This window comes from Pseudomonas sp. LS.1a (genome assembly GCF_022533585.1).
In the GTDB taxonomy this organism is placed as follows: Bacteria; Pseudomonadota; Gammaproteobacteria; order Pseudomonadales; family Pseudomonadaceae; genus Aquipseudomonas.
This window is the reverse complement of sequence record NZ_CP092827.1, coordinates 3,232,093-3,244,665: the sequence shown is the minus strand read 5'-3', so window position 1 is coordinate 3,244,665 and position 12,573 is coordinate 3,232,093. Positions and strand designations below refer to the sequence as shown.

Here is a 12,573-nt window from a genome sequence, read left to right as displayed (position 1 = left end):
GCTCCGCTCAAGGCAAGACGGAAGCCGGGTAGACCGCGTCGGCCACCTGCAGCTTGCGTGGAATCAGGCCCAGGTCCTGGAAGGTATCGGCCAGTTTCTGTTGCTCGGCAACGATCTGCGGGGTAATGGCCACGGCGTTGTAGTTGCGTCGTTCGCTGGCCACTTGCAGTACGTTGGCATTGATCCCCAATTGCGGGGCCAGCAGCGCGGCGACTTCCGCAGGCTTGGCATTGGCCCACTGGCTGACCTTGCCCAGTTCGGCAAAGAAGATCTTCAGCAACGCGCGGTGCTGGTCGGCGAAGCTGGCGGTGGACAGGTAGAAGGTGCGGTTGTTGGACAAGCCGCTACCGTCGCGCAGGTTCTTCAGGCCCGGCTGGCTTTCTGCGGCGGCGAGGAACGGGTCCCACAGGGTCACGGCCTGGACGCTGCCCGATTGCAGTGCCGCCACGGCATCGGCGGCGTTGTTGACGTAGGCCGGGGTGATGTCCCGGTAGCTGAGGCCGGCCTGTTCCAGGGCAACGGCCAGCAGGTACTGGGCGTTCCAGCCGCGGCCGGTGGCCACGCGCTTACCCTTGAGGTCTTGCACGCTGCTCAGGTGATCCTGCTCGCGCACCACCAGGCCGATGCCGCGTGGGTAGGGTTGCTCGGCGGCCAGGTACACCACCGGCTTGCCCGCGGCCTGGGCGAACACCGAGGGTGCATCGGCAGCATGGCCGAGGTCGATGGCGCCGGTGCTCAGGGCTTCGAGTAGTTGCGGGCCGGCGGCGAACTCGTGCCAGCTGACTTTCACGCCTTGCGGCGCCAGTGCCTTCTCCAGGGCGCCGCTGCCCTTGAGGATGTTGATACTGTTGAATTTCTGGTAGCCGATGCGCAGGGTCTTGGCTTCGTCGGCCAGGGCTTGGGACCAGGGCAGCAGGGTGCTGGCGACACTGGCCAGCAAGCCGCCGATCAACAGACGGCGCAGGGGGGAGAAGGCACGGGCGGACATGGGTATTGCTCCTTGAATCGGCTGGAAAACGATGTGCCCAGACTAAGGAGGTGGCGTTTGGCTTTCAATTTTTAATATGCATGTTTGTTAGACTATTTTGTTATTTTTATATCCTTTTGTTTTATCAGGGCCGTCGCCCAAAGGCGATTGCCCCCTGCGTTCAGTTGGGCAGGCGCCGTTTGCGTGTGGGCAGCAGGCCCAGTACCAGCATGCAGCCAAGCAGGATTACCAGGCCTCCGGCGGCCTGCAACAGGCTCACGGTTTCATCGGGAAGCAAGGCACCGACCAGCACTGCCACCAGCGTGACCACGTGTTCCATGCTGATGGCGCGGGTGGCGCCGGCAATCAGTGCCCGCTGGCTGACCGCGCCAACCCAGCCAAAGGCATGCCCCCCAGCAGCCGTGGGTGATGGCTACCCGACCAACAGCGCGCTTCCCTGCATGGCCGCGCTCGCGGATAATCCCCGTATTCCAATAAACAGCCTGTGAGTGGGTATGAGTGATTCCGTAGTCAGCCTCGGCCAGCCTGAAACCGAAGGGGGGCGCAAGACGCGCAAGAACAACCCCGAGAAAACGCGCGAGGACATCCTCCAGGCCGCCATCCACGAGTTCGTCCAGCAAGGGCTGGCTGGTGCCCGCGTCGACGCCATCGCCGAGCGCACCGCCACCTCCAAGCGCATGATCTACTACTACTTCGGCAGCAAGGAGCAGCTGTACTGCGAGTGCCTGGTCAAGCTGTACGGCGATATCCGCAAGACCGAGCAAAGCCTGGACCTGGAGTCGCTGCCGGCCGAGCAGGCGATTCGCCGGCTGGTGGAGTTCACCTTCGATCACCACGACCGCAACGTCGATTTCGTGCGGATCATCTGCACCGAAAACATCCACTATGGCGAGTACGTCAAGCAGTCGCCGGCCATTCGCGAAATGAGCAGCCTGGTGCTCGAGGCCTTGGGCAATACCCTGCGTCGCGGTGTACAGGAAGGTGTGTTCCGCGCCGGTATCGAGGTCATCGACCTGCACATGCTGATGAGCGCGTTCTGCTTCTACCGGGTGTCGAACCGCCACACCTTTGGCGAGATCTTCCAGATCGACCTGTCCGATGAGCAGGTCAAGCTGCGTCACAAGGTCATGATTTGTGATGCTGTGCTGCGGTACATCCAGATCGAGCGCCGCCCCTGAAGGTTTTCCAGTGCCTGGCTGGCCTCTTCGCGGGTAAACCCGCTCCCACAGGATCACCGCTGTCCCAAAGATTCGCACAGTACCTGTGGGAGCGGGTTTACCCGCGAAAGGGCCGGCCCAGGCGACACCTCAACAAGCCTTGAACCTCACTCGCCCAGCCGCTGCTCACGCGACGGCGGGTAGCCAAAGTACGCCGCATAGCATTTGCTGAAGTGCGACACCGAAACAAACCCGCAGGCCACTGCCACTTCCATCACCGACAGGTCGGAATACTGCAGCAGGCGGCGGCTTTTGGTAATGCGTAACTCCATGTAGTAGCGTCGCGGCGAAGTACCCAGCTGAGCCTGGAACAGGCGGTCGATCTGCCGGCGCGAGCGCCCGCTGTAGGCGGCCAGTTGGTCGAGGCTGAGGGTTTCCTCGAGGTTGTTCTCCATCAGCTCGACGATGGTGCGCAGGTGCAGGCTCATGGACTTCTTCGCGCCCGGGCCGACCTGGCGGTAGCGGGCACCGGAGAATGACAGGATCTCCTCGACGCCTTCGGCCAGGCCGTCGCCATACAGCCGGCGCACCAGGCCGAGCATCAGCTCCATGGCGCCATTGGGGCTGGCGGCGCTGAGGCGGTCGCGGTCGAGGGTGAAGCTGGCCGGGGTGATCCGCGTTTGCGGGCTGCGCTCGGACAGGCTGGCGCGCTGCTCGGGGTGGATACTGCAGCCATAGTCGTCCAGCACCCCGGCGCGGCCGAGGAACCACGCGCCATTCCACAACCCTCCCAGGGCCATGCCGTGGGCCGCGCAATCGTCCAGCAGCCGGTCAAGCTCCGGGTACTTCAAGGGCGTGCGCAAGCCGCCACAGATCACCAGCAGGTCCAGCTCCTTCAGCGCCTCGGCAGACAACTCGGTGGCTACCAGCTCCAACCCCAGGTCGCTGAGCACGCGGTCGCCTTCGAGCGACAGCGGGGTGAACTGGAAGCTGTCGGCGCGCAGCAGGTTGGCCGTGACCAGTACGTCCATGGCCACGGTGAAGCTGGCCATCGAAAAGTGTTCGAGCAATACGAAATCGACCCGATAGGGGGCCTGGGCATTGGCGCTGGTGGACTTCAGCCGCAGCATGTTGCTGGTGCTGGTCTTCTTGCTGAACTGGCGTGGCGTGGGCACTCTGGACTCCGCTTCCTGGCTGGCCTGGAGAGTGTGGCGGGAGGTCGGGGGAAAGACAATCTCCCGGGTGGCCATGTCGTATTCCAGGTCGTATTCAGGCAACCTGTCTGGCTTGGCACGTTGCCGCTATGCTGATGCTCCCGTCACTGAGGATGCCCCTGATGAAATACGCCGCTGCCCTGTTGCTTTGTCTGATGCCATTGCTGGCCAGTGCCCTGGAACCCGGCGACAAGCTCGCCCCGTGGACGCTGCTGGACCAGTACGACCAGGCCTACAGCCTCGACGCCGGTACACACATTCTGCTGGTGGCGCGCGACATGGACGGTGCCAAGCTGGTGAAGGCGGCACTGGCCGAACAGCCCAAGGGTTACCTGGAAGCGCGCGATGCGGTGTTTGTTGCCGACATCCAGCGCATGCCGGCACTGATCAGCAAGCTGTTCGCCATCCCCGCCATGCGCGATTACAACTACCGGGTGCTGCTTGACCGTGAAGGGCGGGTGGCCAGCCGTTATCCCGGGCAGGATGGCCAGGTGCAGTGGTTGCAACTGGAGCAGGGCAAGCTGGTGAGCCAGCGAGCGTTTGCCGATGCGCCGGCGTTGAAGGCGGCGCTGGAGAATGCACCACAGCATTGAGTGAAGCCCCTGCGTTGCGTCCTGTGGAGATGGCACTCATGTGCGCAACCTGTGGGAGCGCATACCTTGGAGCCGTACGATCAGCCAAATCAATCTGAACCCTCGGCAGCCTCTGCAACCCAACCCATTACATGCCAAATGGGAGAGCGCTCATGGAAATCGGAACGATCTGGATCGTCATCGCGGCCTTTGTGGTCCTGCTGGAAATCTGGGCCATCTGGCACATCATCGGCAGTGACCGGCGCGCCGAGCGCAAGATGCTGTGGATCGTCTTCGTGGTCTACGCGCCATTCCCCGGCTTGCTGTTCTGGGCCTGGCGCGGGCCTCGCGCGGTGAAGGGCAGGGCGGTACTGCAGGAAAAATGACGGTGTGCGGCATCAGGCTGTGGGCCTGATGCCGCTCATACGCTAGGCAATGTCGAAGCGGATTGCTGGCCCCAGCCCATCCACCATCAGGCAGCCGTAGAACTTCACTTTCGACAATACCCGCAGGCCCTTGAGCTCCTCGTGGATGCGATCACGGACAAGCCTCTCGGCTTCGAGGGCCTTGTCAGACTTTGAAATGGCGGCGAGTTCCACCAGCCCGAGCAGGGTGGTTTCGATGTGTTCCACGGTGTCCAGCCCGATGTTCTCGCGCAGATGCTGGCGCGCCTGTGCCGCATCGTATTCGTCCCGCTGCGGGTCGCGTGGCTTGATGGTGTAGGCGAGTAGAAATTCATGTTTGCTCATGGTGTTTTCCTTGTTGCATGCAGGCCTCCATGCCGGGCCTTGCAATCTAGCGCCTGATGGCCACTGCGCATACAGACGCGTGGTTCACGAAAGCCAGGGCGCTGTGCGAAACGTCCTACACTGCGGTGCCGCGCTTCGCGTTAGCCGTCTCTTTCGCGCTTGACCTCAAGTTAACTCAAGGTCCGATACTCCGTCGTTCTTTCAACTGATCGAGGGCTTACCGTGAGTCATTCAACCGCGTTCCAGCTGAGCAACCCCGAAGGCCTGTACGACCCCAGCGGCAATGCCTATTCCCATGTCGCCGAAGTTCATGCTGACAGCCGCCTGCTGTTCATCGCCGGTCAGGGCGGGGAGAACCGCAACGGGCAACTGTCGCCGCTGTTCGCCGAGCAGGCCCGCCAGGCGCTGGCCAACCTGGAGATTGCCTTGGCCTCGAAAGGCGCCAGCCTGGCCCAGGTGTTCAAGCTGACCCTGCTGATCGTCGAGCATTCCGAAACGCGCCTGCGTGAGTGGGTAATCGAGGCTGACAAGGCCTGGGGCTCGTCCATGAAACCGACCTGCACGCTGATACCGGTACCCCGGCTGGCGCTGGACGGCATGCTGGTGGAGATCGAGGCGGTAGCAGCGCTGTAGATGTAGGCGATTCGGTGGTGGCACCAGCTAAACACAGTGTTGTATATCGGTGCTGGCCCTAGCAGCATGGCCGCTATAACAACAATTGATCTCAGAGGTGACCACACCATGAGCACCGGCACCACCACGCTCGCTGACCGCAAGACCCGGGCCTGGGTCTGGCCTGCACTTTTCAGCCTGGTGGCCTTCGCTGCCAATTCGGTGTTCTGTCGGCTGGCGCTGAAGGATGGGGCCATCGATCCGGCATCCTTCACCGTGGTGCGCCTGGCCAGTGGTGCACTGTTCCTGCTGCTGTTGCTCCGCCTGCGCAAACCTGCGCTCGCCATGGGGGGCAGCTGGCGGGGCGGCCTGGCCCTGTTCCTGTACGCGTTCCTGTTTTCTGCGGCCTACCTGCAGCTGGGCGCAGGCGCGGGTGCGTTGCTGCTGTTCGGTGCGGTGCAGATCACCATGTTCGGCTTCGCCTGGTACAAGGGTGAACGCATCACCGCGCGGATGCTGCTGGGCATGCTGATCGCCTTTGCCGGCCTGCTGGTGCTGCTGTTGCCCGGTATCTCGGCGCCACCCTTTGCCAGTGCTTTACTGATGGCCCTGTCCGGCGTGGCCTGGGGCGTTTACACACTGCTGGGCAAAGGCTCACCCAGGCCGCTGGCCGATACTGCCGGCAATTTCGCACGGAGCCTGCCTTGCCTGGTGCTGCTGGTACCTATGCTGTTGCTGGGGGCCGGCTTGCACCTGACTCCGCCCGGTTTGCTGTATGCGTTGGGCTCCGGCGTGCTGGCCTCGGGTGCGGGCTATGCCGTGTGGTACGGCGTGGTCAGGCAGGTCAGTGCGCAGCAGGCGGCGACCCTGCAGCTAAGCGTCCCGGTGATTGCGGCGTTGGGCGGGGTTGGCCTGATCGGTGAGCCATTGTCGTTGCGCTTGCTGGTGGCGTGCGTGGTGGTGCTGGGCGGTATCGCCCTGGCACTGGCGCCGCGCCGTTGAAGGGGTGAGGAACGTGGCAGGGCATGGCTGTCGAGGCCCGCAGTGTATGGCTGACTATAATGGATCAACCTCACCTCGTAGCCCGTTACGGGAGGCATCCGCTGGCGATTCACTCAGCCTCTGGTCGAACGGTCAGCGTCGGTGGCTTCGGTCACCACAGGCAGGTTGCCGGCACGCTGGATCACCCGCCGTTGCTGCTCATAGTCGTCCAGCGACAGGCCGCGGCGTTGCAGCGCTTCCAGTTGCAGTTGACGGGTTTCTTCGGCGGTGTAGGGGCGCAGTTCGGGGTGGCTGGCACAGCCGCTGATGATGGCGATGGCAAAAACGGCAAGGGTGGCGGACAGCTGGCGGGCCAAGGTGTTCATCAGGTAGCTCCAGGGGCCGGGGTCGTGAGCGGCGAGTCGATGGAGCTAGGTTATTCGGCCATGTGGTTCGGCAGAAATTGCCATTCTCGATAGTGACTATCGATGGTTCCAGGGGAACCGGGAGGGTGCGATGGGGCAAGCCGAGCAACCGCGCAAATGGGGCGTACTGGAACCGATCGACCGTATCACCGAAGTCATCTTCGGCCTGTTGATGGCGATGACCTTCATTGGCTCGTTGAGCGTGGCCACGGCCGGGCGCGAAGATGCCCGGCTGATGCTGATCGCCGCGTTCGGCTGCAACCTGGCCTGGGGCCTGGCCGATGCGGTCATCTATTTACTGCGTACCTGGACCGAGCGCACCCGTAGCCGGACCCTGTTGGCCCGCCTGCAAGCCGGTGAAGCCAGCCAGGGGCGCAGGCTGATTGCCGATGCGCTGCCAGAGCGCATCGGCCTGGCACTGGATGAAGACGGCCTGGAGATGCTGCGCGGGCGGATGCTGCGTGATGCTGCCCGCCCGCTGCCGTTACGCCTGGGGCTGGATGATCTCAAGGCAGCCCTGGCCACTTTCCTGTTGGTGGTATTGGCAACCTTCCCGATGGTCATTCCATTCCTGCTGATCGAGACCACCGGTACGGCCATTCGCGTGTCGAACCTGGTCGCCCTGGCCATGCTCTTCCTTGCGGGCTGGTTGCTGGCACGCTATTCCGGTGGCCGCACCCTGTTGACCGGCGTGGTCCTGGCAGCGGTCGGGGCGGCGCTGATCATGGCGATCATCGCCCTGGGCGGCTGAGCATCGCCCGCTCAGTATTTTATGTCGCGGGCGCGCTCACGGCCTTGCTGCTTGGTGTGGCGTTTGTCCTGCCGGCAGCCGGCGTTGCTTTGCTGGTCGGCGTGGCGGCAGTCCTGTTTGGTCTGCCGCGCGTCCTGGCGGGTTTCCTGCCGTACATCACGGGCCTCGCGGCGCCGTTCGGCGCGGTCGGTGGCCGCCCAGGCCGAGGTGCAGAGCGCGGCGAGCATGATGACGGCGATGAGGCGGGGCGTGTTCATCGGGATGGGCTCCTTTTTGAATATGGCCTCGTGCCCGCGAAAGGGCCGGTACAGTCAATTACAGATGTCAGCCCAGTCCCGGTATAGATTCAAAAGCAGCAACCACCCCCACCCTTAGAGCGCGAACAGTTTGGCACCCGCATCTGGCCAAAAGCAGTGCCGTTGCTACCCTTAACCCACGTGCTCTGACCTCATGGGGAGAAGCGATGCGCATGCCATTGTCAGCGGTCCTGTCGGCGGTCCTGTATCTGAGCGCTATGCCCGGCCTGGTGCTGGCAGAAGACGTACCTGCCCCCGACCCGGCACCACAAGCCGACACGGTCGTAGCCAAGGACCCGGTGTTCACCCAGGAGCAACTGGACCAGATGCTCGCGCCCATCGCGCTGTACCCTGATGCGCTGCTGGCCCAGGTATTGATGGCCTCGACTTATCCGGGGCAGGTGAGCGAAGCGGTGACCTGGTCCAAGGCCAACCCCAAGGCCTCCGGCGACGATGCCGTCAAGAAGGTGGCGAGCCAGCCCTGGGACCCGAGCGTACAAGCGTTGGTGGCCTTCCCGCAGGTGCTGGCAACCCTGGGTCAGGACCCGGTCTGGGTACAGCGCCTGGGCGACGCCTTCCTCGCGCAGCCCGACGATGTCATGGGCGGTGTGCAGCGCCTGCGTCACCAGGCCCAGGCCGCCGGCAACCTGCAGAGCAACCAGTACCAGAACGTGACCGTGCAGACTGCGCCCGCACCAGCACCGGCCTCCGGCGGCAGCAGCACCCAGGTGGTCACTGCCAGCAGCCCGCCCACCACCATCATCATCGAGCCGGCCGACCCGCAGGTGGTGTACGTGCCCAGCTACAACCCGACCACCACCTACGGCACCTGGGCCTACCCGGCCTCGCCGCCGGCGTATTATCCGCCACCGCCCATGTACTACCCTGGTTCCGCGCTGGTGGCGGGCCTCGCCTTCGGTACCGGCGTGGCAATCGTCGCCTCGCTGTGGGGCGACTGTGACTGGGGCAACAACGACATCGACATCGACGTCAACCGCTACAACAACATCAACGGCAACAACCGCATCACCAACAACCAGAACAAATGGCAGCACAACGCCGCCAACCGCGACGGCGTGCCGTACCGCGACTCCCGTAGCCGCCAACAGTACGGCCGCCAGCTGGACGGAGCCACCCAGCGTACTGCCTTCCGCGGTGACGACGCCCAGCGCGCCCAGGCGCGGGACAAGGCCAGGGCGTCGATGGATCGGGCCGGCATCGAACGGCCGGCCACCAGCAACCGGCAGGCACGCCAGCAGATGCGCGAAGCGCAGGCGGGTAATTCGGTCGGCAACCGCATGCAGCCCCGCAGCGACAACCCGAGGGCAACCGACCGCCGACAGGAAACCCGCCATACCCAGGCACGGCAGCAGAACAACCAGGTGAATCAACGCAGGCAAGGCGAAGGCCAGGGGCGGCAGCTGGCGCAAAACCGGCCTTCCAATACCGCTGGCCGGGCGCGTAACAATGCCTTCGACGGTGTGCGTTCACCCTCGCGCACCAGCGCGCAGGCCAGCCGCGGCCGTACCAGCCAGTCGTTCGCCCAGCGCCCGAGCGCATCGCGTGCTGCCGGTCACCAGATTTCCCGGCCCAGTGCGCCCGCACGCCGCGGGGGAGGTGGCCGTCGATGAACCGTCAATCGATAGCGGCACTGGTACTCGCAGCCGGTATGGCCTGGTCGACCCAGGCCGCTGCGCAGGAAGCCTTCCCGACGCCGGAGAAGGCCGTGGACGCCTTTGTTGCGGCGCTGGGCCAAGAGAAGCCTGATGAAGCCCGCCTGGCCCAGTTGCTGGGCGATGACTGGCGTACCTACATACCGCGTGGAGGTGTGCAACGCAGTGACGTGGACACGTTCCTGGAACAGTATCGTGCGCAGCACAGCATCGACATGTCGGGGGCGAGCAAGGCCATTCTCGCGGTGGGCAGTGATCACTGGACGTTGCCCATACCGTTGACCAGAGGCAACCAGGGGTGGCGTTTCGACCTCAAGGCCGGCAGCGCCGAAATCCGCGCCCGGCGCATTGGCCGCAACGAGCTGGGTGCCATGCAGTCGATGCTGGCCTACCACGATGCGCAGATGGACTACGCCACCCAGGACCACAATGGCAACGGTGCGCTGGAATACGCGCAGAAGATCTTCAGCGAGCCCGGCAAGCATGACGGGCTGTACTGGGAGGACGACGGCGACGGCCAGGTCAGCCCGCTGGGCCCGCTGTTCGGCCAGGACATGGTCGGCGACGCCTGGTATGGCTATCACTTCCGCATCCTCGATGCTCAAGGCCCATCTGCCCCCGGCGGTGCTTATAGCTACCTGATCGGCAACCAGATGAGCCGCGGCTTCGCCATGGTTGCCTGGCCGGCCAAGTACGATGACACCGGGGTGATGAGCTTCATGATCAGCCATGACGGCGAGGTGTTCGAGAAAGACCTCGGGCCGCACGGGGACAAACTGGCCAAGGAGATGAAACGCTTTGACCCGGATGACAGCTGGAAGGTGGTGGATGTGGCGGCGGGGAATTGACCCTGCATGCTCAATGCGAAACGCTTTTGGTGCGTCTGCAGTGCACGGCACCGGCTGCGCCGATGTTCGCGGCTAGAGTCGCTCCCACAGGGTCCCTGCTAATTCAATGAGTTATGTACAGTTCCAGGAGCATGCCCGCGAGCCAAGCCATATCGGCCTGGCTCGAACGGGTTCTCTCAGGTGAGATCTTTTACGGTTGTCGAAGGGCCGTTGGTTTTCACCGAAGCAATACCGACAGCACGTGCCTGTGTGCTTGCGTACATTTGGCTGGTGCCAATGACTTGGTGATTGGCGGCTTTCAGGTTGAAATAAACTTTCCCGTTAGTGGAGACTCGCTCTTCATAACGCTCAGCCAGCGGGCTGTTGGCCTGAACGGACGCGATTCCATTATCCGCTGCCTGCCGGCTCGTATACAGCTCGCTGGTGAGAATAGTCTCACCGTTACCTGCTTTTAGAACAAACCGGTATTGTCCATTACTGCTTGTGCTCAGTTCAAACCAACCAGTCATACAGGCTCCCTATCTCACAGCTACTGTCTGATACATCGATGTAGGTGTTTTTTAAGCAGGGTCAGTATGAATGAAGTATGGGAACTTTTCATTGTATTGGGCTGACCTATTTGATCGAGTTCGGTCAGGACTTCAGCGACAAGGTGCTGAAAGCTTCCCGGTGTTACCTGGAAGAACGAGGTTCCTTGTTTGACCGCCATATGATCAGGGCCCGGTCAGTTCCGCCAGCAGTTCGTCCCGCAGCTTTTGCAAACGCGGCGCGTGCCGCTCGCGCGGATGCGGTAGCTCCACTCGCACCCCAGAATCGTGAAATTGAAAGAAGCCTACCGCCCCAACATCTGCCGCACCAGCCACTGCCCGGCTGGCCCGAGCGCGCGCCGGCTCGACCAGGCCACGTCCATGTCAACCCGTCGCGGGTACCCGGCCACCTGCAACTCCACCAGCCCACTGCCAAACCGTGCCACCAGCGCCCTGGGCAGTTCGGCCCAGCCGAACCCGCGCACGGCGAACTCCAGCAGGGTGAGGTAATCCGGTGCCGACCAGGCCTGGCCGCGACCGTGGTGCAGGCTGGGGGCATAGGTCTTGATATACAGCTGCCGTACGCTCTCCAGGTGCTGCATCTGCACCTGAGGCAAAGCTGCCAATGAATGCCCGCTGGCCACGTACACGCCAAACTCGGCCTGCTCGGGCAAGCGCGCCACGGCAACGTCTGCGGGGTAGCTGGGTTGCGTGGCAAGAATGCCGATGTGTGCCAGGCCCTGCTGGATCAGCTCGATCACATCGGCATCTTCCGACGGGCCGCAGCGCAGTTCGGTATGCGGATAGTGCTGGGCGAAGCGGGCCATCACCGCGCCCTGGAAGGTCACGCTGTAGCTGTCCGACATCACCACCGAGACCAGTGCCTCGACATTTTCTGCCAGGCGCACCGCCAGGGCATCGAGCCGGGCGCTGGCATCGAGGATCGCCTCGACATGGCTCAGCACCTGCCGCCCAGCCTCGTTCAGCGAGGGGTGGCGGCCGCCACGGTCGAACAGCGGGCAACCCACATCGGCCTCGAAATTGGCGATGGCAATGCTGATAGTGGACTGGCTTTTGCGCAGCTTGCGCGCCGCAGCGGAGAACGAACCCAGCGATGCGGCTTCGACAAAGGCGACCAGAGCTTCGGGTGAGTAGCGCATGCTATTGATAAAACCGATGGTAGCTATTTCGCGAGTATCGGTTCTGTCAAAGAAAATAGGAAGCACGTCTCACGCAATGGATGGAATTTGCAATGAAAAACGTGTCTTTCACCGAACGCCTGGTTCACGCCGTCGGTTATGAAGTGTTCGCCGTGCTGCTGTGTGCGCCGCTGTTGTCCTGGATCATGGGCAAGTCACTGGCGACGGCGGGGGCGCTGGCGGTGACCCTGTCGGTCATCGCCATGCTGTGGAACATGGTCTACAACGCGCTGGTCGACCGCTACGTGCGGGTCGAGCGCATACACTGGAGGGCTAGCGCACGCTTTGTGCACGGCCTGGGCTTCGAGGCCGGGCTGGTGGTGTGGTGCCTGCCGGTGGCGGCGTGGATGCTGGAGATTTCGTTGCTGCAGGCGTTCATGGTGGAGTTGGGCTTCTTCGTGATCATCTTGCCTTACACCGTGCTGTACAACTGGGCCTTCGACAAAGCCCGGCACCTGTTGATGCAGCGCCGCCTTGCATAAATGTTTTGCCGATGCAGGCCCCATTGTGGGAGCGGCCTTGTGTCGCGAAAGGGCTGCAGAGCAGCCCCAGAAATTTATGCAACTGCGCTGAATTCCGAG

At 63.2% G+C, this 12,573-nt stretch carries 17 protein-coding genes; 9 read left to right on the top strand and 8 right to left on the bottom strand.

Features of this window, described 5'->3' with window-relative positions; genetic code table 11:
* Nucleotides 1-7 precede the first annotated feature (7 nt).
* Both MKK04_RS14915 and MKK04_RS14910 read right to left on the bottom strand, forming a co-directional pair.
* Nucleotides 8-988 carry an aliphatic sulfonate ABC transporter substrate-binding protein gene (locus tag MKK04_RS14915; protein WP_207833246.1) on the bottom strand — a complete coding sequence of 327 codons (981 nt, stop codon included), beginning with the start codon at nucleotides 986-988 and terminating at the stop codon, nucleotides 8-10.
* A 160-nt stretch (nucleotides 989-1,148) separates the two neighbouring features.
* Nucleotides 1,149-1,307: a hypothetical protein gene (locus MKK04_RS14910; protein ID WP_442964538.1), complete on the bottom strand. Its 159-nt coding sequence runs from the start codon at nucleotides 1,305-1,307 to the stop codon at nucleotides 1,149-1,151.
* A 175-nt stretch (nucleotides 1,308-1,482) separates the two neighbouring features.
* Here MKK04_RS14910 and MKK04_RS14905 point away from each other — a divergent pair, with 175 nt between their 5' ends.
* Nucleotides 1,483-2,166, top strand: coding sequence for a TetR/AcrR family transcriptional regulator (locus MKK04_RS14905; RefSeq protein WP_207833248.1), 684 nt, complete (start codon nucleotides 1,483-1,485; stop codon nucleotides 2,164-2,166).
* A gap of 146 nt (nucleotides 2,167-2,312) precedes the next feature.
* Here the strand turns inward: MKK04_RS14905 and MKK04_RS14900 are convergent, their stop codons facing one another.
* Nucleotides 2,313-3,320, bottom strand: a complete 1,008-nt coding sequence (locus MKK04_RS14900; protein WP_063914310.1) for a GlxA family transcriptional regulator — start codon at nucleotides 3,318-3,320, stop codon at nucleotides 2,313-2,315.
* A gap of 161 nt (nucleotides 3,321-3,481) precedes the next feature.
* On the opposite strand from MKK04_RS14900, the gene MKK04_RS14895 reads away from it, so the two are divergent.
* Together MKK04_RS14895 and MKK04_RS14890 are read left to right on the top strand one after the other, a co-directional pair.
* Nucleotides 3,482-3,952, top strand: coding sequence for an FAD/FMN-containing dehydrogenase (locus tag MKK04_RS14895; RefSeq protein WP_207833250.1), 471 nt, complete (start codon nucleotides 3,482-3,484; stop codon nucleotides 3,950-3,952).
* Nucleotides 3,953-4,104: 152 nt separating this feature from the next.
* Nucleotides 4,105-4,317: a PLDc N-terminal domain-containing protein gene (locus MKK04_RS14890; RefSeq protein ID WP_063914308.1), complete on the top strand. Its 213-nt coding sequence runs from the start codon at nucleotides 4,105-4,107 to the stop codon at nucleotides 4,315-4,317.
* Between the two features lie 42 nt (nucleotides 4,318-4,359).
* On the opposite strand, the gene MKK04_RS14885 is transcribed toward MKK04_RS14890, so the two are convergent.
* Nucleotides 4,360-4,680: a hypothetical protein gene (locus MKK04_RS14885; RefSeq protein ID WP_207833252.1), complete on the bottom strand. Its 321-nt coding sequence runs from the start codon at nucleotides 4,678-4,680 to the stop codon at nucleotides 4,360-4,362.
* A gap of 222 nt (nucleotides 4,681-4,902) precedes the next feature.
* Between MKK04_RS14885 and MKK04_RS14880 the strand changes: the two genes are divergently transcribed.
* Both MKK04_RS14880 and MKK04_RS14875 read left to right on the top strand, forming a co-directional pair.
* Entirely contained in the window at nucleotides 4,903-5,313 is a 411-nt protein-coding gene (locus MKK04_RS14880) for a RidA family protein (protein ID WP_063914306.1), read from the top strand.
* A gap of 108 nt (nucleotides 5,314-5,421) precedes the next feature.
* Nucleotides 5,422-6,294: a DMT family transporter gene (locus tag MKK04_RS14875; RefSeq protein WP_241105616.1), complete on the top strand. Its 873-nt coding sequence runs from the start codon at nucleotides 5,422-5,424 to the stop codon at nucleotides 6,292-6,294.
* Nucleotides 6,295-6,407: 113 nt separating this feature from the next.
* Here the strand turns inward: MKK04_RS14875 and MKK04_RS14870 are convergent, their stop codons facing one another.
* Nucleotides 6,408-6,659: a hypothetical protein gene (locus tag MKK04_RS14870; RefSeq protein ID WP_207833256.1), complete on the bottom strand. Its 252-nt coding sequence runs from the start codon at nucleotides 6,657-6,659 to the stop codon at nucleotides 6,408-6,410.
* Nucleotides 6,660-6,789: 130 nt separating this feature from the next.
* On the opposite strand from MKK04_RS14870, the gene MKK04_RS14865 reads away from it, so the two are divergent.
* Nucleotides 6,790-7,449 carry a VIT1/CCC1 transporter family protein gene (locus MKK04_RS14865; protein ID WP_207833258.1) on the top strand — a complete coding sequence of 220 codons (660 nt, stop codon included), beginning with the start codon at nucleotides 6,790-6,792 and terminating at the stop codon, nucleotides 7,447-7,449.
* 11 nt (nucleotides 7,450-7,460) lie between these two features.
* Here the strand turns inward: MKK04_RS14865 and MKK04_RS14860 are convergent, their stop codons facing one another.
* Entirely contained in the window at nucleotides 7,461-7,706 is a 246-nt protein-coding gene (locus tag MKK04_RS14860) for a hypothetical protein (RefSeq protein WP_207833260.1), read from the bottom strand.
* Between the two features lie 206 nt (nucleotides 7,707-7,912).
* Between MKK04_RS14860 and MKK04_RS14855 the strand changes: the two genes are divergently transcribed.
* Together MKK04_RS14855 and MKK04_RS14850 are read left to right on the top strand one after the other, a co-directional pair.
* Nucleotides 7,913-9,376 carry a DUF3300 domain-containing protein gene (locus MKK04_RS14855; RefSeq protein WP_241105615.1) on the top strand — a complete coding sequence of 488 codons (1,464 nt, stop codon included), beginning with the start codon at nucleotides 7,913-7,915 and terminating at the stop codon, nucleotides 9,374-9,376.
* Nucleotides 9,373-10,266 carry a DUF2950 domain-containing protein gene (locus MKK04_RS14850; protein ID WP_233694466.1) on the top strand — a complete coding sequence of 298 codons (894 nt, stop codon included), beginning with the start codon at nucleotides 9,373-9,375 and terminating at the stop codon, nucleotides 10,264-10,266. Before MKK04_RS14855 ends, MKK04_RS14850 begins: the two co-directional genes overlap by 4 nt.
* Nucleotides 10,267-10,442: 176 nt before the next feature.
* On the opposite strand, the gene MKK04_RS14845 is transcribed toward MKK04_RS14850, so the two are convergent.
* Nucleotides 10,443-10,775 carry a YegP family protein gene (locus MKK04_RS14845; RefSeq protein ID WP_241105614.1) on the bottom strand — a complete coding sequence of 111 codons (333 nt, stop codon included), beginning with the start codon at nucleotides 10,773-10,775 and terminating at the stop codon, nucleotides 10,443-10,445.
* A gap of 323 nt (nucleotides 10,776-11,098) precedes the next feature.
* A complete protein-coding gene (locus MKK04_RS14840; protein WP_233687642.1) occupies nucleotides 11,099-11,953 on the bottom strand; it encodes a LysR family transcriptional regulator in 855 nt (284 codons plus the stop codon).
* Nucleotides 11,954-12,045: 92 nt separating this feature from the next.
* Between MKK04_RS14840 and MKK04_RS14835 the strand changes: the two genes are divergently transcribed.
* Complete coding sequence (locus tag MKK04_RS14835) at nucleotides 12,046-12,474, top strand: multidrug/biocide efflux PACE transporter (protein WP_233687643.1); 429 nt, start codon at nucleotides 12,046-12,048, stop codon at nucleotides 12,472-12,474.
* Nucleotides 12,475-12,573: the final 99 nt, after the last annotated feature.

Excerpts from the sequence above, each read along its gene's own strand:
- MKK04_RS14860 (WP_207833260.1), bottom strand. The coding sequence starts at position 7,706 with ATGAACACGCCCCGCCTCATCGCCGTCATCATGCTCGCCGCGCTCTGC.
- MKK04_RS14845 (WP_241105614.1), bottom strand. The coding sequence starts at position 10,775 with ATGACTGGTTGGTTTGAACTGAGCACAAGCAGTAATGGACAATACCGG.
- MKK04_RS14855 (WP_241105615.1), top strand. The coding sequence starts at position 7,913 with ATGCGCATGCCATTGTCAGCGGTCCTGTCGGCGGTCCTGTATCTGAGC.
- MKK04_RS14885 (WP_207833252.1), bottom strand. The coding sequence starts at position 4,680 with ATGAGCAAACATGAATTTCTACTCGCCTACACCATCAAGCCACGCGAC.
- MKK04_RS14875 (WP_241105616.1), top strand. The coding sequence starts at position 5,422 with ATGAGCACCGGCACCACCACGCTCGCTGACCGCAAGACCCGGGCCTGG.
- MKK04_RS14870 (WP_207833256.1), bottom strand. The coding sequence starts at position 6,659 with ATGAACACCTTGGCCCGCCAGCTGTCCGCCACCCTTGCCGTTTTTGCC.
- MKK04_RS14865 (WP_207833258.1), top strand. The coding sequence starts at position 6,790 with ATGGGGCAAGCCGAGCAACCGCGCAAATGGGGCGTACTGGAACCGATC.
- MKK04_RS14840 (WP_233687642.1), bottom strand. The coding sequence starts at position 11,953 with ATGCGCTACTCACCCGAAGCTCTGGTCGCCTTTGTCGAAGCCGCATCG.
- MKK04_RS14910 (WP_442964538.1), bottom strand. The coding sequence starts at position 1,307 with ATGGAACACGTGGTCACGCTGGTGGCAGTGCTGGTCGGTGCCTTGCTT.
- MKK04_RS14895 (WP_207833250.1), top strand. The coding sequence starts at position 3,482 with ATGAAATACGCCGCTGCCCTGTTGCTTTGTCTGATGCCATTGCTGGCC.
- MKK04_RS14905 (WP_207833248.1), top strand. The coding sequence starts at position 1,483 with ATGAGTGATTCCGTAGTCAGCCTCGGCCAGCCTGAAACCGAAGGGGGG.
- MKK04_RS14850 (WP_233694466.1), top strand. The coding sequence starts at position 9,373 with ATGAACCGTCAATCGATAGCGGCACTGGTACTCGCAGCCGGTATGGCC.
- MKK04_RS14835 (WP_233687643.1), top strand. The coding sequence starts at position 12,046 with ATGAAAAACGTGTCTTTCACCGAACGCCTGGTTCACGCCGTCGGTTAT.
- MKK04_RS14890 (WP_063914308.1), top strand. The coding sequence starts at position 4,105 with ATGGAAATCGGAACGATCTGGATCGTCATCGCGGCCTTTGTGGTCCTG.
- MKK04_RS14915 (WP_207833246.1), bottom strand. The coding sequence starts at position 988 with ATGTCCGCCCGTGCCTTCTCCCCCCTGCGCCGTCTGTTGATCGGCGGC.